The organism is Azonexus fungiphilus (assembly GCF_003634965.1).
Taxonomy (GTDB): domain Bacteria; phylum Pseudomonadota; class Gammaproteobacteria; order Burkholderiales; family Rhodocyclaceae; genus Azonexus; species Azonexus fungiphilus.
Window position 1 is genome coordinate 157,746 of sequence record NZ_RBXP01000014.1, and the last position, 17,654, is coordinate 175,399.

The 17,654-nt window shown below is 64.7% G+C and carries 12 protein-coding genes; 8 read left to right on the plus strand and 4 right to left on the minus strand.

The genetic code is table 11. The annotated features are described in order from the left end of the window. Positions 1-4: 4 nt before the first annotated feature. The gene (locus DFR40_RS08305) at positions 5-850 is read right to left on the minus strand and encodes a phosphate/phosphite/phosphonate ABC transporter substrate-binding protein (protein WP_170160182.1); all 846 of its coding nucleotides are present in this window, start codon (positions 848-850) and stop codon (positions 5-7) included. Positions 851-945: 95 nt separating this feature from the next. Continuing rightward, positions 946-2,016, minus strand: coding sequence for an AraC family transcriptional regulator (locus DFR40_RS08310; RefSeq protein WP_121458024.1), 1,071 nt, complete (start codon positions 2,014-2,016; stop codon positions 946-948). Positions 2,017-2,158: 142 nt separating this feature from the next. Between DFR40_RS08310 and icmF the strand changes: the two genes are divergently transcribed. Next, positions 2,159-5,422 (plus strand): fused isobutyryl-CoA mutase/GTPase IcmF, encoded by a 3,264-nt coding sequence (gene icmF, locus DFR40_RS08315; RefSeq protein WP_121458249.1) that lies wholly within the window; start codon positions 2,159-2,161, stop codon positions 5,420-5,422. A gap of 151 nt (positions 5,423-5,573) precedes the next feature. After that, positions 5,574-7,976 carry a cache domain-containing protein gene (locus tag DFR40_RS08320; RefSeq protein ID WP_121458025.1) on the plus strand — a complete coding sequence of 801 codons (2,403 nt, stop codon included), beginning with the start codon at positions 5,574-5,576 and terminating at the stop codon, positions 7,974-7,976. A 15-nt stretch (positions 7,977-7,991) separates the two neighbouring features. On the opposite strand, the gene DFR40_RS08325 is transcribed toward DFR40_RS08320, so the two are convergent. Continuing rightward, complete coding sequence (locus tag DFR40_RS08325) at positions 7,992-9,605, minus strand: methyl-accepting chemotaxis protein (protein WP_121458026.1); 1,614 nt, start codon at positions 9,603-9,605, stop codon at positions 7,992-7,994. Between the two features lie 136 nt (positions 9,606-9,741). Between DFR40_RS08325 and DFR40_RS08330 the strand changes: the two genes are divergently transcribed. Continuing rightward, on the plus strand, positions 9,742-11,070 hold the full coding sequence (locus DFR40_RS08330) for a M48 family metalloprotease (protein WP_121458027.1): 1,329 nt from the start codon (positions 9,742-9,744) through the stop codon (positions 11,068-11,070). A 39-nt stretch (positions 11,071-11,109) separates the two neighbouring features. On the opposite strand, the gene DFR40_RS08335 is transcribed toward DFR40_RS08330, so the two are convergent. After that, positions 11,110-11,784, minus strand: coding sequence for a Crp/Fnr family transcriptional regulator (locus tag DFR40_RS08335; protein ID WP_121458028.1), 675 nt, complete (start codon positions 11,782-11,784; stop codon positions 11,110-11,112). A gap of 191 nt (positions 11,785-11,975) precedes the next feature. Here DFR40_RS08335 and DFR40_RS16960 point away from each other — a divergent pair, with 191 nt between their 5' ends. The 5 genes from DFR40_RS16960 to DFR40_RS08360 all read left to right on the plus strand — a co-directional run bounded on the left by DFR40_RS16960 (position 11,976) and on the right by DFR40_RS08360 (position 17,652). Then, a complete protein-coding gene (locus DFR40_RS16960) occupies positions 11,976-12,482 on the plus strand; it encodes a hypothetical protein (RefSeq protein WP_147431301.1) in 507 nt (168 codons plus the stop codon). Further along, the gene (locus DFR40_RS08345; RefSeq protein WP_170160183.1) at positions 12,475-13,152 is read left to right on the plus strand and encodes a PspA/IM30 family protein; all 678 of its coding nucleotides are present in this window, start codon (positions 12,475-12,477) and stop codon (positions 13,150-13,152) included. Before DFR40_RS16960 ends, DFR40_RS08345 begins: the two co-directional genes overlap by 8 nt. A 10-nt stretch (positions 13,153-13,162) precedes the next feature. Further along, positions 13,163-13,789: an OB-fold-containig protein gene (locus tag DFR40_RS08350; protein ID WP_170160184.1), complete on the plus strand. Its 627-nt coding sequence runs from the start codon at positions 13,163-13,165 to the stop codon at positions 13,787-13,789. 27 nt (positions 13,790-13,816) lie between these two features. Then, on the plus strand, positions 13,817-15,457 hold the full coding sequence (locus DFR40_RS08355; protein ID WP_121458032.1) for a flotillin family protein: 1,641 nt from the start codon (positions 13,817-13,819) through the stop codon (positions 15,455-15,457). Between the two features lie 227 nt (positions 15,458-15,684). Continuing rightward, positions 15,685-17,652: an AMP-dependent synthetase/ligase gene (locus tag DFR40_RS08360; protein ID WP_121458033.1), complete on the plus strand. Its 1,968-nt coding sequence runs from the start codon at positions 15,685-15,687 to the stop codon at positions 17,650-17,652. Positions 17,653-17,654 lie beyond the last annotated feature (2 nt).

Here is a 17,654-nt window from a genome sequence, read left to right on the forward strand (position 1 = left end):
CGGTCTACCTCATCATGTTGACGGTCAACGCGACGAAAGGCCGCAATTCCGCCAGATCGGCAGCGCTGACCTCGACGTAGCCGCGGTAGGCGGTGTCGCGGAAGAAAGCCTGGCCGGCGGCGGTCGCCGGAAAGGCGGCGAGGGCGCCGCGGATGCGGTCGATCTCGGCGGCACCGAGGCGTTCGTGGGCCAGCGTCATCACGTGCGGCACGCTGACATTGCTGGCCAGCACGCGGGTTTGCGCCAGGATGTCCTCGGGCACCTGGCGCAGCGGCGTGTGCGCGGTGATCGCGGCGTCGGCCTCGCCGGCGGCGACCGCGGCGACCGCGGCGCCGTGCGAGCTGTATTCGATCATCCGGAAATCGCGTCCCGGCTGCAGGCCGTTTTCGGCCAGCCAGCGCACGCCGCCGAGCGAGGCCAGCGACAGCCGGCTGGGCAGCGCCAGCCGCCGCCCGCGCAGGTCGCTTGCCCGCTCGATCGCGGCGTCGTTGCGGACGACCACCAGCAGGCGCAGCTCGGCGGTGTAGCGGAAGAGCAGGCGCATGCCGCGCTCGGCAGCCATGGCGCCGAAATGCGGGCCGGTGATCGCCAGGTCGTAATCGCCGGCGAGCAACTGGTTGATGTGGGTGAAATAGTCGGCCGCACTGTGCACGACGACGCGCCGTCCGAGCGAGCGTTCGAGGTGGGCGATCAGCGGCTGGTGGGTCTTGAGCAGCGCCAGCGTGCTGTTGAAGGGCATGATTCCGAGGCGCAGCGGCGCGGCTTCGGCGAACGCCGCCCGGCTGCAGGCCAGCAGGCAGAGCAGCGCGATAGCGCCGAGTCGGCCGGGAAAACGGGGGCGTGCTGGCATCGAGAGGTTCCGGAGGTGCGCTGCCGGCTGGCAGCAGGCCGATTGTGGCGCAGCCGTGGCGATCCGGCAACTTGCCGAGACAGTGTTACGGCGCTTCAGCGCTGGCTGGCTTCCCACTGGCGGCGGTAATGCGCCGGCGCCATCCCGGTCCATTCGACGAAGGCGCGGTAGAAGGCCGAGGTGTCGCCATAGCCGAGGTCGGCGGCGACCCGGGCGATCGGGTCGCGGGTCTTGGCCAGCCGGGTCAGTGCCATGTCGCGGCGGAGCGCGTCCTTGATCGCGCGAAAGCTCGAACCTTCTTCCTCGAGTCGGCGGTGCACGCTGCGCGGCGACAGGTGCAGGCGGCCGGCGATCTCGTCGAGGCCGGGTGTCTCCGGCAAGGCGGCGCGGAGCAGATCGCGGATGCGGGTGACCATCTCGCGGTCGCGCCGGTAGAGCGTGGTGATCTTGCCCGGCGCGCCGTCGAGGAAGGTGGCCAGCGCCGCCTCGTCGCGGCGCACCGGCAGGTCGAGCAGGTTGGCGTTGAAGGCGGCGACCAGCGTGCCGGTGCCGCCGGGCACGGTCGGTGCGAAACGCGAATCCTCGGTGAAGATCAGCGCGTAGTCGGCGAAATGCGCCGGCTTGCGGTAGGGGAAGATGACGCTGTCGAGGGCCAGGCCGCGCCCGGCCAGCCAGCAGGCGAGGCCGTGCAGCAGGCGCAGCAGCCATTCGAAGGCGAACACCCGGCCGGGGTCGTCGGGCTGCTCGGCGAGGCGGCGGGTTTCGGCGATCACCAGCTCGGCGTTGCCGCGGCTGCGGCGGACGCTCACCGCCAGGTCGGGCAGGACCAGGCGCAGGAAGCGGCTGGCCCGCTGCAGCGCCTCGGCCAGCGTCGGTGCGCTGAGGCAGCCACGGCAGAGGAACTCGAAACTGCCGACGCGCATCGGCTGGGCAAACAGCGCGAAACCCTCGTCGTCGAGTTCGCGGTTGAGCAGGTTGTACAGGGCAGCATAGCTGGCCACCGGAATCCGGCTGGCGGTGTCTGCAATATCGATGCCGTTGGCAGCGAGCAGCGGGTGCACATCGATTTTCCGGCGGGCGACGCCGGCCAGCATGCCGGTGACAAAACCCATTGCAACAGTGGCTTGCGTGCGCTGTGCCGCTTTCGGGTTGTTGCGTTGCAGCATTTTTGGGCTTTCCGGGGTGTCGACCGTGACAGCTTAGCACCTTGGCGGAATTTGCACGATTGTCGTCAGTCACGACAATGGCCGGGTGGCGAAAGCGGCCTACCATGAGCGCCTTCCCGTCATTTCCAGCGAGGCCGATGTCATGACCGATCTTTCCGTCGCCAAGAAACTCGTTCCCTACAAGCCGAAAAACAAGGTCCGTTTCGTCACCGCCGCCTCGCTCTTCGACGGCCATGACGCATCGATCAACATCATGCGCCGCATCCTGCAGTCGACCGGTTCCGAAGTCATCCACCTCGGCCACAACCGCTCGGTGCAGGAGATCGTCAATGCGGCGCTGCAGGAGGACGCGCAGGGCATCTGCATCACCAGCTATCAGGGCGGTCACGTCGAGTTCTTCAAGTACATGATCGACCTGCTCAAGGCCAACGGCGGCGAGCACATCAAGGTCTTCGGCGGCGGCGGCGGCGTCATCGTGCCGTCCGAGATCAAGGAACTGCACGCCTACGGCGTGACCCGCATCTACGCGCCGGAAGACGGCGTACAGATGGGCTTGCAGGGGATGATCAACGAAGTTGTCGAACACTCCGACTACGACGTCGCCGAGCAGGGCGTGCCGGGCGCCGAACAGGTACTGGCCGGCCTGCGCGCCGGCGACCGCCGCCTGCTGGCGCGGGTCATCACGCTGCTCGAAAACGGTTCGGCGCCGCAGCTCAAGGAGCCGCTGCTCAAGGCTGCCGCCGAACTGAGCACGCCGGTGCTCGGCATCACCGGCACCGGTGGCGCCGGCAAGTCGTCGCTGACCGACGAACTGGTCCGCCGCTTCCGCCTCGACCAGGGCGACAGCGTGAACATCGGCATCGTCTCGATCGATCCGTCGCGCAAGCGCACCGGCGGCGCCCTGCTCGGCGACCGCATCCGCATGAACGCGATCGAGCATCCGGCCATCTTCATGCGCTCGCTGGCCACCCGTGATACCGGCAGCGAAATCTCCGTCGCGCTGCCCGAGGTCATCGCCGCCTGCAAGCTGGCCGGCTTCGACCTGGTCGTCGTCGAAACCTCCGGCATCGGCCAGGGCAATGCCGCCATCGTGCCTTTCGTCGATCTGTCGCTGTATGTGATGACGCCGGAGTTCGGCGCCGCCTCGCAGCTCGAGAAGATCGACATGCTCGACTTCGCCGACTTCGTCGCGATCAACAAGTTCGACCGCAAGGGCGCCGAGGACGCGCTGCGCGACGTGCGCAAGCAGTACCAGCGCAACCGCGAGCTGTGGACGACGCCGACCGAGGAGATGCCGGTGTTCGGCACCATGGCTGCGCGCTTCAACGACGACGGCGTCACCGCGCTCTACCAGGCGCTGGTCCCGGCGCTGACCGACAAGGGTCTGAAGCTGAAGCCTGGTGCGCTGCCGCTGGTCAGCGTCCGCCAGTCGTCGGCCAGCCGCGCCATCGTGCCGACCGCCCGCGTCCGTTATCTGGCCGAGATCGCCGACGCGGTGCGCGGTTACCACAAGCATGTCGACGAGCAGGTGACGATCGCCCGCGAGCGCCAGTCGCTGCGCATCGCCCAGGGCATTTTTGCCGCCTGCGACAAGTCGACCGTCGAGTTCTCCGAACTGCAGGCGCTCAAGGACAGCCAGCAGGACGGCAAGGCGAAGAAGCTGCTCGACATGTGGCCGCAGACCGTCGAGGCCTATAGCGGCGACGAATACGTGGTCAGGATCCGCGACAAGGAAATCCGCACCAAGCTGACCTCCGAATCGCTGTCCGGCACCAAGATCCGCAAGGTCATCCTGCCCAAGTACACCGACGACGGCGAGATCCTGCGTTTCCTGATGAAGGAGAACGTGCCCGGTTCCTTCCCCTATACCGCCGGCGTCTTCGCCTTCAAGCGCGAGGGCGAGGACCCGACCCGGATGTTCGCCGGCGAAGGTGACGCCTTCCGCACCAACCGCCGCTTCAAGAAGGTTTCCGAAGGCATGCCGGCGCACCGGCTGTCCACCGCCTTCGACTCGGTCACGCTGTACGGCTGCGACCCCGACGAGCGTCCGGACATCTACGGCAAGATCGGCAACTCCGGCGTCTCGATCGCCACGCTCGACGACATGAAGGTGCTCTACGACGGCTTTGACCTGGTCAATCCGACCACCTCGGTGTCGATGACGATCAACGGCCCGGCGCCGATCATCCTGGCCTGCTTCTTCAACACCGCCATCGACCAGCAACTGGCCAAGTTTGAAAAAGAGAATGGCCGCCAGCCGACCGAGGACGAAGCCGAGAAGATCCGCGAGTGGGTGCTCAAGACCGTGCGCGGCACCGTCCAGGCCGACATCCTCAAGGAAGACCAGGGCCAGAATACCTGCATCTTCTCGACCGAATTTGCACTGAAGATGATGGGCGACATCCAGGAGTTCTTCGTCCATAACCAGGTGCAGAACTTCTACTCGGTGTCGATCTCCGGCTATCACATCGCCGAAGCCGGCGCCAACCCGATCAGCCAGCTCGCCTTCACGCTCTCGAATGGCTTCACCTACGTGGAGTCGTACCTGGCGCGCGGCATGCACATCGACGACTTCGCCCCGAACCTGTCCTTCTTCTTCTCCAACGGCATGGATCCGGAATATTCGGTGATCGGCCGCGTCGCCCGCCGCATCTGGGCGGTGGCGATGAAAAACAAGTACGGTGCCAACGAGCGTAGCCAGAAGCTGAAGTACCACATCCAGACGTCTGGCCGCTCGCTGCACGCCCAGGAAATGGACTTCAACGACATCCGTACGACGCTGCAGGCGCTGATCGCCATCTACGACAACTGCAACTCGCTGCACACCAACGCCTACGACGAGGCGATCACGACGCCGACCGAGGAAAGCGTGCGCCGCGCCATGGCCATCCAGCTCATCATCAACCGCGAATGGGGCGTGTCGAAGAACGAAAACCCGAACCAGGGCGCCTTCGTCATCGACGAGCTGACCGACCTGGTCGAGGAAGCCGTGCTCAAGGAATTCGAAGCCATCGCCTCGCGCGGCGGCGTGCTCGGCGCCATGGAAACCGGCTACCAGCGCGGCAAGATCCAGGAAGAGTCGATGTACTACGAGCACAAGAAGCACGACGGCTCCTACCCGATCATCGGCGTCAACACCTTCCTCAACCCGAAGGGCATGGCGCAGCAGGAAATCGAGCTGGCCCGTTCGACCGACGAGGAAAAGCAGTCGCAGATCCAGCGCCTGCGCGACTTCCACGCGCGCAACGCCGACCGTGCGCCGGCCATGCTGGAGAAGCTCAAGCAGACGGTGATCGAGGACGGCAACGTCTTCGCCGTGCTGGTCGATGCGGTCAAGTGCTGCTCGCTCGGCCAGATCAGCTCGGCGCTCTACGAAGTCGGCGGCCAGTACCGCAGGAGCATGTAAGCAGGCCCCGCAAGGGGAACGGCACCCGGACCCGAAAGGGCGGAGGAGTAACAAGGCGGCGAGGCAAAGTACCTCGCCGCTTCTTTTTCGGCGGCGACTATTACTTTCGTGATAGATTCCAAGGCGATATTCAGTCGAGGTTTCTTCCGTCGTGCCCCTTGTCGCCAATGAAAAGACCATTCCCCGCGTCCATCTCGGCGGCACGCTGCTGATCGTCGTCCTGCTCGCCCTCGGGCTCGGCGGCTACTTTTCCTGGAAGCACCTGCACGAAGCTCAGGCCGCGCTCGAGCGCATCGAACAGCTGGCCGGCCAGCAGGTGCGCAACCGCCTGCAGGCCGAAATGGAAGGCGCCGTCGGCTTCATCGAATTCACCCGCGAGCGTACCGAGGCGGTCCTGCGCGAGAACCTGGTCGGTCAGGTTGACCTGGCCTATCAGGTTGCCGAGGCGATCCATGCCCGCGAGGCTGGGCGCCGCCCGCCGGCCGAGGTCCGCCGGCTGATCGTCGAAGCCCTGCGCCCGGTGCGCTTCTACGACGGCCGCGGCTACTACTTCATCGACGACATGCAGGGCCAGTTCATCCTGCTGCCGACCGCGCCGCAATATGAAGGGCAGACCAATCTCGACAATCGCGACGATCGCGGCCATTACATCATGCGCGGCCTGATCGAGGCGGCGCGCAAGCCGCGCGGCGAAGGCTTCTCGCATTACCGCTGGTACCGTCCGGACGCGCCTGCGGAGATGGCCGACAAGCTGGCCTACGTCCGCCATTTCGCGCCCTATGACTGGCTGATCGGAACCGGCGACTATCTTTACCAGTGGGAAGTCCGCCAGCAGCAGGAGGCGCTCGCCCGCCTGCGCGCGACGCGCTTCGGCAGCAGCGGCTACGTTGCGGTGCTCGACCGTGACGGCAAGGGCCTGCTGTCGCCGGCCTTGCCGGAAATCGAAGGGCGTGCGCTTGCCGAACTGCCGGCCGAGCAGAGCGCTTCGCTGCAGAAGATACTGGCCGCGGCGACGCCGGAAGGTGCCTTCGTCAATTACCTGTGGCGTCAGCGCGGCAGCGGCGAATTCGTGCCCAAGACCGCCCTGGTCCGGATCGTCGAGCCCTGGGGCTGGGTGCTGGTCGTCAGCATGTACGACGACGAAGTGCAGGCGGCGGTGAACGGGGAGCTGAAGCGCCACGGCGACATCGCCGAGGCTACCCGTGAAGGCCTGCTGCTGGCACTGCTCGGCGCCCTGGTGCTGGGCATCGCGGCCTCACTGATGTTCTCGCGCTGGACCAGCCGCTTCTTCCTCGAGTACGTGGCCGCCCGCCGTCAGGCCGAGGCCGCGCTCGAGGCGCAGCAATGCCAGCTCGAGCACCAGGTCAGCGCGCGCACCGCCGAGCTGGCCGAGGCCCGCGACGCGGCCGAGGCGGCCAGCCGGGCGAAGAGCGCCTTCCTGGCGAACATGAGCCACGAAATCCGGACCCCGATGAACGCGATCATCGGGCTGACCCACCTGCTCCGCCGCGACGAGGCCGATCCCGCCCGGCGCGTGCGCCTGGGCAAGATCGGCGATGCTGCCCAGCACCTGCTCGGCATCATCAACAGCATTCTCGACCTGTCGAAGATCGAGGCCGGGCATTTCTCGCTCGAAGTCGGCGAGTTCTCGCCGCGCGAACTGCTCGACAAGGCCTGCGCCATGTTCGACGAGCGCATTGCCGCCAAAGGCCTGGCGCTGCGCCTGCAGCTGTCGCCGGCGGTGCCGGAGCGGCTGCTCGGCGACGCCATGCGCATCGAGCAGGCGCTGGTCAATTTCGTCGGCAACGCAATCAAGTTTTCCGAGCACGGTGAAATCCGCGTCAGCCTCGAGCGGCTGCCCGATGTCGGCGCGCGCATCTGCCTGCGCCTGAGCGTCGAGGACCAGGGGATCGGCCTGACGCCGGCCGAGCAGGCGCGATTGTTCACCGCCTTCGTCCAGGCTGACGGTTCGACGACCCGAAAATACGGCGGCAGCGGCCTTGGCCTGGCGATCAATCGTCACCTCGCCGAAATGATGGACGGCGAGGTCGGTGTCGATAGCCGGCCGGGCGAGGGCAGCCGTTTCTGGATGCATTTCTGCGTCGACCGTGCACTGCCGGTGTCTACCCATCCCGGGCCGGCCGAGGTGCCGCCGCCGGAAGCCCGGATCGCCAGCATGCATGCCGGCAAGCGGGTGCTGCTGGTCGAGGACGAGCCGATCAGCCGCGAGGTTGCCGTCGACCTGCTGGAAATCGCCGGTTTGCGCGTCGATGTTGCCGAGGATGGCGGCCAGGCGGTGCGCAAGGTCGCGGTCAACGACTACGCGCTGGTGCTGATGGACATGCAGATGCCGGGCATGGGCGGGGTCGAGGCGACGCGGGCGATCCGCAGCCTGCCCGGACGGGCGGCGCTGCCGATCGTGGCGATGACCGCCAATGCCTTCGATGAGGATCGCCAGGCCTGCCTGGCTGCCGGCATGAACGATCACGTCGGCAAACCGGTCGATCCGGACGTCCTCTACGCCACCTTGCTGCGCTGGTTGCCGGGCGCCTGAAGCGCCCGGCGGCGGTCAGATCCGGTACTGGGCGACCACCCGCTGCATCGCCTCCGACAGCCCGGCCAGCTCGTCGGCGCTGGCCGAAGTGGCGTTGGCGGCGGCGCTGTTCTCCTCCGACATCTGGGCGATCTTCTCGACTTCCTGAGCGAGCGTGGTGCTGGCCGCGCTCTGTTCGCGGATCGCCTCGGAGATGTCGGCGACCATTTCGACGGCCTCGCCCGAGCTCGCGCCGATGTCCTGGATCGAGGTGTTGGCCTGCTGGGCCAGCGCGACGCCCTGTTCGACGCGGCCGACCATCGCCTGGATGCTGCCGACCGCGCTCTGCGCGCCGCTCTGCATCTCGCTGATCGTCGTCGCGATTTCCTGCGTCGATTGCGTGGTCCGTTCGGCCAGCTTGCGCACTTCGTCGGCGACCACCGCGAAGCCGCGGCCCTGCTCGCCGGCACGCGCGGCTTCGATCGCCGCGTTGAGCGCGAGCAGGTTGGTCTGGTCGGCGATGTCCTTGATCACTGCGACCACCGAACTGATCCGCTCGCTGTTTTCCTCGAGCCGCGAAATCTGGGCTGCCGCTTCGTGCACCGTCGCGGCGATGCTGTCGATGCCGCGCACCGCTTCGCCGATCACCGCCGTGCCTTCCTGGGCCAGGCGGCCGGACTGGCGCGACACCGAGTCGGCTTCGCCGGCGCGGTCGGCGACGTGGTTGATGCTGACGGTCATTTCCTCCATCGTCGCCGCCATGCTCGAGGCCGATTCGCTCTGGTGCGCCGAGGCGATCGACATCTGCTGCGAGGCGGTGGACACCCGCGATGCCGATTCCGAGACGGCCTGGGCCTTGCTGCCGACATCGCGCAGGCTGGCCTGGAGGCGGTCGAGCAGGCGGTTGAAGGCCTTGCCGGCGGTCGCCACTTCGTCGTCGCCCTTGACCGGGACGCGGCGGGTGAAGTCGAGATCGTTCTCGATGCGGCCGAATTCGCCGGCCATCGCGTTGAGCGAGGCGCTGACATGGCGGAAGGTGGTGATGCCGATGAAGGCGACCAGCGCGCCGATCAGCAGCACGGTGCCGAACATCATGTATTCGGCTTTCTGGTAGTTGCTGGCTGCCGTTGCCTTGCCTTTCGCCGCCATCTCGCTGTTGTATTTCATGTGCTTCTCGAACAGGTCGGCGACGACGTTGGCCTGCTTGGCCAGAACCGCACCGGCCAGGTCGCGGGCTTCGTCGTTGCGGTTGGCGGCTGAGGCGGCGATGACTTTCTCCATCTCGGCAAAATAGCTGCTCAGCGCCTGCTGCTCTGCCTCGAGCAGGCGGCGGTCCTCGTCGTCGCTGAGCAGTTTCTTGTAGTCGTCGAGGTGCTGCTGGATGTCGCGCCGGTATTCGGCGAGCTTTTCCTCGTGCTCGCGCATCTTGGCCGGGTCGGTGGTCAGGATGTGGTTGAGGACGCGGGTGCGCAGGCGCAGGAAGTTGCGGCTGGCTTCCTCGAGCGTGAGGATGCTGGGAATGGTGTTGTCGTTGACGGCGAGCAATTCTTCCTCGATCTTCTGCATCTGGCTGAAACCTGCTGCGGCGACGATCAGCAGCCCTGTGACGGCGATGGCGATGAGGATCATCAGGCGTTTGGCGATGGTCATTTTTCCCCCCGGATTTTGGCGTTGGCGAATCTGGCGTGCGGCTCGATTATTAGCCTTAGAATTAAAGCAGGCTGAATGCAATGGGTATTCTTGCATAAGCGGCAAAAACACCAAAAATATATTTGGAGTCACCGACATGTCGGATCACGCCCGGTTCGCCCACCGTCTTCACCACAACCGCCTGAGCCGCCGCGACGTGCTCTGGCTGTTCGGCGCCGCGGCGCTGTCCGGCTGCGCTCAGTCGCCGGTCGGCGGCCAGTCGATCCTGGTCGGCATGAGCGAGGCCGACGAAAAGGCCGTCGACCGGCAGGTCGCGCCGCAGCAGTTCTCGCAGGATCTCGGCCCGGTCCAGGATGCCTCGGTGAACGCCTACGTCAGCTCGGTCGGCGAGCGCCTCGACAAGCTGACGCACCGGCCGCAGATGCCGTATTCCTACCGCGTCCTCAACGCCAACTACGTCAACGCCTACACCTTCCCGGGCGGCGCCATGGGCGTCACCCGCGGCATCCTGGTCGATCTGCAGAACGAGGCCGAACTGGCGGCGCTGCTCGGCCACGAGATGGGCCACGTCAACGCCCGTCATGCGGCGCAGCGCCAGGGCCAGACGATGGTCGCGCAGATCGCCGCGGCCGGCGCCAGCATCGCCGCCTCGAGCAGCGAGTGGGGCGGGCTGGTGGCGATCGGCAGCCAGCTCGGCGCCAGCGCACTGCTCTCGAGCTACTCGCGCGACAACGAACGCGAGGCCGATGCGCTCGGCCAGGAATACATGGTCCGCGCCGGCTATCCGGCGAGCGGCATGACCGCGCTGCACCAGTTGCTGGTCGACCAGCAGAAGGAAACGCCGGGGCTGCTGCAGACGATGTTCTCCAGCCATCCGATGAACAGCGAGCGGCGCGATACCGCGCGCCGGCTGGCCGAGAGCAAGTACGCCGCCAGCCTGAAGCGCGATCCGGGCCGCGAGCGCTTCATGGACAGCACCGCCGCGCTGCGCCGGATCAAGCCGACGATCAGCGCCTGCCAGAAGGGCGAGGTGGCGATGGCCGGCAAGCAGTACGCCAGGGCCGAGGGCGAGTTCCGCAACGCGCTCCAGAAGACGTCGCGCGACTACGCCGCCAACCTGCTGATGGCGCAGTGCCTGCAGGCCCAGGACCGCGACCGCGAGGCGCTGGCCTACGCCGAGACGGCCAAGCAGATCTATCCGCAGGAAGCCCAGGCGCACAAGCTGGCCGGTGTCCTCGCGCTTGGCCTCAAGGACCCGGGCGCTGCCTACGCCGGGCTCGACCAGTACGACCGGCTGCTGCCCGGCGATGCCGGCGTCGGCTTCCTCAAGGGCGTCGCCCTCGAGGGCATGGGCCGGCGCCAGGAAGCGGCGCGCCAGTATTCGGCCTATCTCAATCGCAACCGCCAGGGCAAGGCTGCCGAATACGCCTACAGCCGGCTGCGCGGCTGGGGTTATGTGAAGTGATCCGGAATTTCACGGTCGACGGCCGTCGACCGTGAAATTTCAGTCGCCGAAACCGCGCAGGCCGTCGAGGTCGATGACGTGGATGCCGCCGTACTCGCTGCGCACCAGGCCGGCCTCCTCGAGCACCTTGAGCCCCTGGTTGGCGCGCTGCCGGGAAACCCCGGCGAGGTAGCCGAGCTCCTCCTGGGAAATCTGCAGCAGCCGGTTGGTCCCCGGGTAGAGCACCGGGTTGAACAGCGCCGCCAGGACACGGGCGATGCGCGTGTCGATGTCGAGCAGGCGCTCGTTCTCCATCATCCCGATGAACTGGCCGAGACGCTCGTTGAGCTGGGCGATCATGTAGCGGTTGAAGGGAATGCTGTGGTCGAGCAGCCACAGGAAGGTCGCCCGGTTCATGAAGGCGACGCGGGTGTCGCGGATCGCCATGACGTCGTAGCGCCGCGTCTCCTCCTTGAGCAGCGAGCCTTCACCGAACCAGCCGCCGCTGCTGATGCCGGTCAGCGAGGTGGTCTTGCCGGTGGTCCAGTGGCTGGCCATCTTGCCCAGGCCGTCGATGATGCCCATCCAGTGGGTCACCGGCTCCCCCTTCATGCAGATGAAGGCGCCCGCCGCAAAACTGCGCTCGACCGTGCCGGCCAGCGCCCGCTGCATCTCCTCCTCGCTCAGCGTCTGTCCCCATTGCGAGGTACGCAGCAGTTCCTCAGCGTTTTTCAATGCTTGTTTCCGTATGGTCTGCCGAGTCGCGATTATAGGCGGTGTGTATCGGAGGTGCCCGCAAAATTCTCATGTCGCTGGTTGCGGCGAGTGTGCATATTTGCAGAGTGTCGCTTGACTTCCTTGTGCGACCCGAATAGCATTTGTATGCAAATGTATGCGTTTTGTTATTGTTGTAATCGGAGGTGTGCGTGGCACAGATGCAAACCTTGTCAATCCGTATCCCGGATGAGGACTTTCAGTGGCTGCTGATGCAGTCTGACGGCAATGTGCGGACCCCGAGCGAGAAATTGCGCAGTTTGTTGCAGCAGGCTCGCGAGCAGCAGCAGGGGTTGAACGATCCTGAGCGCTGCGCAGCCAGAATGCGTCAACTGGTACAGCCCTTCATCGACGAGATGGGGGTTGTCGAGCGCGAACGGCAGATGCATTCCGATTTGCTGGCGGCCGTTGCCGAACAGTTGCCGGGGATCATGGCATTGCTCGTTGCCGGCCGTCCTGCGCAAGAGGGGGCGGCAGGTGCCACTGAGGCATTGGTCGCCCAGCGCTGCTTCCGGTTGTTTGCTTCGCTGCTCAAAGGGGCAATCGTCTCAAATCCTGCGGTTTATGCTTCTGGTGTATATGATCGGCATTTGCCGGATATCATCGAGCTTGCAGAGATCATTTCAAGTAGAAAAGGGAAGGAAACGAACCATGGCTGAAACAGTTGCATCGCGCGTTTCGCGCATCATCGTCGGTGGTACGCATGCCCTGCTCGACAAGGCCGAAAACCTGGCCCCGGAGGCCGTCATGAATCAGGCGATCCGCGAAATTGAGCAAGTCGCAGGTGAGGTCAGGACGGATCTCGGCAAGTGCGAAGCTGCCAAACATCTGGTGCTGGGGCGGATTGCAAGACTCAATGCAGAGCACGAGTCACTGGCTGAACAGGTCGATCTGGCGCTCAATTCAAACCGGGACGATCTTGCCAGTGCTGCGATTGCCCGTCAGGCGGACATTGAAGATCTACTGCCAGTGTTGAAAAAATCGCTGGATGAACAAAGCGAGCAAGGGCGTGAATACGAAAGCTATCTGGTTGCATTGCAAGCCAAGAAGCGTGAACTCGAGCAGACGCTCGAAGATTTCCGGCGCAGCCAGGAAAACCTCGACGCAGCGCCGGGCGCAATGCCAGGCAGCAGCAGGCAGAGTCGGGTAGAGGAAGCAGAAGCAAGCTTTGGCAAGATCGTTTCCCGCCATACGGGAGCTGCGGGGCTGATTGGCGGAAGCGCCGGAGATACGGCCAAGCTGCGTGAACTCGCTGAAATGCAACGCAACAACCGGGTTGCCGAGCGTTTGGCCGCGCTCAAGGCCGGGCGCAACGGAAAGATCGACTGAAGGGACTGTCGTGGAACTGCTGCTTGCTCAAGAATCGTGGCCATTCGCTGTTGCAGTTTTGCTCTTGCTGGCTATTGGCGTTATCGAAGGAGCCGGTCTGCTAGCCGGGGTCAGTCTATCTGCGTGGATGGAGCAGCAGTTGCCGGATACGCTGGACGCTGTTTCGGAAAGCTGGCTCGGCTGGCTGCACGTCGGCAAAGTGCCTTTACTGGTGCTGCTGGTCCTTTTCCTGACAGTGTTTTCCATCATTGGCCTAGCCTGTGAAGCTGTCGCGCATGGTTTGCTCGGGTTTTATCCATCGCCGTTGTTGAGTGTGCCGGTTGCCTTCCTTGGTGCTCTACCGGTGGTGCGTGCGACCGCTGCGACTGTCGCACGGTTTGTGCCGACAGATGAGACCAGTGCTGTTCCTCTGTCCAGTCTGGTCGGGCGCATCGCAATCGTTGTCAATGGCACCGCGAGTCTTGGCTATCCGGCTCAGGCACGGACGCGCAACGAGTCGGGGCAGACTTTTTACATACATGTTGAACCGGATAGCGAAGGGCTGAAATTCGTTAGCGGTGACGCTGTTCTGTTGATCAGCCAGATATCGGGCACGCGTTTTCACGCCATTCCGAACCCGCGTCCGGATCTGCTCTAACAATCAATCAGGGAGAATAAAACCACCATGGAACAACTGCTCGATATCGGACTTTTTGCGGGCATCCTGCTCGTTGGGCTGCTCGTTATTGGTCTTGTTTTTTCGCGTCTCTACAGGCGTTCGTCAAAAGAGCTTTCCTTCGTGCGCACCGGCCTCGGCGGCCAGAAAGTGGTGATGGACGGCGGCGCCATCGTGCTGCCGGTCTTCCACGAGTGCGTGAATATCAACATGAACACGCTCAAGCTGGAGGTGTCGCGCGCCGGCGCCGACAGCCTGATCACCCTCGACCGCCTGCGCGTCGATGCCGTCGCCGCCTTCTTCGTGCGTGTCATCCCCAGCGTCGAGGGCGTCGCCAACGCGGCGCAGACCCTCGGCCAGCGCACCATGCACCCGGATTCGCTGAAGGAACTGGTCGAAGACAAGTTCGTCGATGCCCTGCGTGCGGCGGCGGTGTCGATGAGCATGCACCAGTTGCTCGACAAGCGCGCCGACTTCATCCAGGCAGTGCAGAACGCCGTCTCGGAAGACCTGCTGAAGAACGGCCTGGAGCTTGAATCGGTCAGCCTGACCCGCCTCGACCAGACGCCGATCAGCTTCTTCAACGCCCAGAACGCCTTCGACGCCGAAGGTCTGACCAAGCTGACGCAGCAGACGCAACAGCGCGCCAGGGAGCGTAACGAAATCGAGCAGGACACGGCCGTGGCCATCGCCCAGAAGAATTTCGAGGCGACCCAGCTCAAGCTGACCATCGAGAAGGACCAGACCTTCGCCACCCTGCAGCAGCAACAGGAAGTTGCCACCCGCCAGGCACAGCAGACCGCCGAGGTGGCGAGCATCACCGCCCAGCGCGAACGCGAGGCGCAGCAGGCCAAGATCGACGCCGAACGGCAGGTGCAGGAAGCCGAGGTCGAAAAGAACCGCGCCATCCGCCAGCGCCAGATTGAAGCCGACCGCGAGGTGCAGGTGGCCAAGATCGACCAGGAAAAGCGCACCACCCTGGCCGACCAGGACAAGCTGATCTCCATTGCCGAGAAATCCAAGGCGCAGTCCGAGGCCGAGAAACAGGCCAATGAGGCTCGTGCTCTTGCCGCCCGTGCCGAGGAGCAGGTGAAGACCGCGCGCGAAGTGGCGATTGCCGAGCGTGAGAAGCAGATTGCCCTGGTTGAAGCTGAGCGAGAAGCGCAGCAGCAGGCGATCGGAATTCGTGTTTCGGCGGAAGCCGAGAAGGATGCTGCCGAGAATCTGGCAGAGGCTACCAAGATCAAGGCCGAGGCTCAGCAGGTTCAGTATCAGGTGGACGCCAACGGGATCGAGTTGCGTAATGCCGCCTTGAACACGCTGGCGACCGACCAGATCGCGATGCAAATCAAGATGAAGCTGCTCGAGGTCCTGCCGGGAATCATTGAAGCCTCGGTCAAGCCGATCGAGAAGATTGACGGCATCAAGATTGTCCAGGTCGACGGATTAAACCGAGGCAATGGAACCGGCACTGGTGCCCCGGCCGTTGGCGGCAACCTGGCCGAGCAAGCAGTGGCGGCGGCCCTGACTTATCGGGCTCAGCAGCCGATACTTGATGCCGTGCTTGGCGAGATTGGCATGAAGGGTGGCGATCTCAATGGCCTGGTTGATGTTGTTCGCCAGGAGATCGGCGCTAATCCAGCGGCCTGAGTTATCCGGCGGGGCCTCGCGGTTCCGCTGCTCCGCCGGCAGAAATATTTATCGAAGTTTTCTCCGACATTGTCTGCAGGATGACATTCCCTTTTGTTCAGGGAACATAGACTGCATCGCACCATCGGTCGTATCCCCGCTGCAAGCTTGGTGTAAGGCGGCAGGCGCCAAATGGTTCGAACGACATTCAGACCGCGAACAATGAGTCGCGGCGGAGGAGACAATTTATGCCCACGCAGGCGAAGTACGCCGCGCCGGATGGTTTGCATACCTTCCCGCGCCTGTTGATGCATCACGCCGCGATCCGCCCGGATGCGCCGGCGATGCGTGAGAAGTACCTCGGCATCTGGCAGACCTGGAGCTGGGCCGATGTCGCCGAGCGCGTCCGCGCGCTGGCTTGCGGTCTCGCTGCGCTCGGCTTCAAGCGCGGCGACAACCTGGCGATCATCGGCGACAACCGGCCGCACCTGTACATGATGATGACCGCCGCCCAGTGTCTCGGCGGCGTGCCGGTGCCGCTCTACCAGGACGCGGTGGCGGCCGAGATGCTGTTCGTGCTCCAGGATGCCGGCGTCCGCTTCGTCGTCGTCGAGGACCAGGAACAGGTTGACAAGATGCTCGAGGTGCGCGACCAGGTGAGCACCCTCGAGCACATCGTCTATGACGACCCGCGCGGCATGCGCCACTACAACCAGCCCTTCCTCCACGACATCCACGAGTTGATGGAAATGGGCCGCATCCACGACCGCAACCACCCGGATTTCCTCGACGCCGAGATCGCCCAGGGGCATTTCGACGACACCTCGGTGATGCTCTACACCTCGGGCACCACCGGCAAGCCCAAGGGCGTCTGCCAGACGCACGCCGCCTTCATCGCCGCCGCCCGCGGCGGCATCGAGGTGGATCGGATGAGCGCCGACGGCGACATCCTCTCCTACCTGCCGATGGCCTGGGTCGGCGATCACCTGTTTTCCTTCGCCCAGGCGATGGTCGCCGGCTTCACCATCAACTGCCCGGAATCCGGCGACACGGTGATGACCGACCTGCGCGAGATCGGGCCGACCTATTACTTCGCGCCGCCGCGCGTCTTCGAGAGCCTGCTGACTTCGGTGATGATCCGCATGGAAGACGCCGGCAAGCTCAAGCAGAAGATGTTCCACCACTTCATGGCGGTGGCCAAGCGTTGCGGCGCCGACATTCTGGACAAAAAACCGGTGTCGACCGTGGACCGCCTGCAGTACGCGCTCGGCAACCTGCTGGTCTACGGGCCGCTGCGCAACGTCCTCGGCCTCAGCCGGGTGCGCGTCGCCTACACCGCCGGCGCGGCGATCGGTCCCGAGCTGTTCAAGTTCTACCGCTCGATCGGCATCAACCTGAAGCAGTTCTACGGCCAGACCGAAACCTGCGCCTACGTCTGCCTGCAGCCCGACGGCGCGATCAAGTTCGACTCGGTCGGCCAGCCGGCGCCCGGCGTCGAGATCAAGATCGCCGACAACGGCGAAGTGCTGGTCAAGGGACCGATGCTGCTCAAGGAATACTACAAGCGCCCGGATGCCACCGCCGAGACGATCAACGCCGACGGCTGGTTCATGACCGGCGACGCCGGCTTCCTCGACGAGGACGGGCACCTGAAGATCATCGACCGGGCCAAGGATGTCGGCAAGCTGTCCAGCGGGGCGATGTTCGCGCCCAACTACATCGAGAACAAGCTGAAGTTCTTCCAGTACGTCAAGGAGGCCGTCTGCTTCGGCGCCAACCGCGACATGGTCACCGCCTTCATCAACATCGATGTCGGCGCCGTCGGCAACTGGGCCGAGCGCCGCGGCATCGCCTATTCCGGCTACACCGACCTGGCCGGCAAGGCCGAGGTCTATGAACTGATCAAGACCTGCCTGGAAGAGGTCAACGCGACGCTGGCCAGCGACACGATGATGGCCGATTCGCAGGTGCACCGCTTCCTGATCCTGCACAAGGAACTCGATCCCGACGACGACGAGCTGACGCGCACGCGCAAGGTCCGCCGCAACTTCGTCTCCGAGAAGTACAAGCTGCTGATCGACGCGCTCTACGGCGGCCTGTCGTCGCAATTCATCGAAACCGAGGTCAAGTTCGAGGACGGTCGTCGCGGCAAGGTGTCCGCCGACCTGCGCATCGTCGACTGCAAGACCTTCCCCATCGTCAGAAAGGCCGCCTGAAC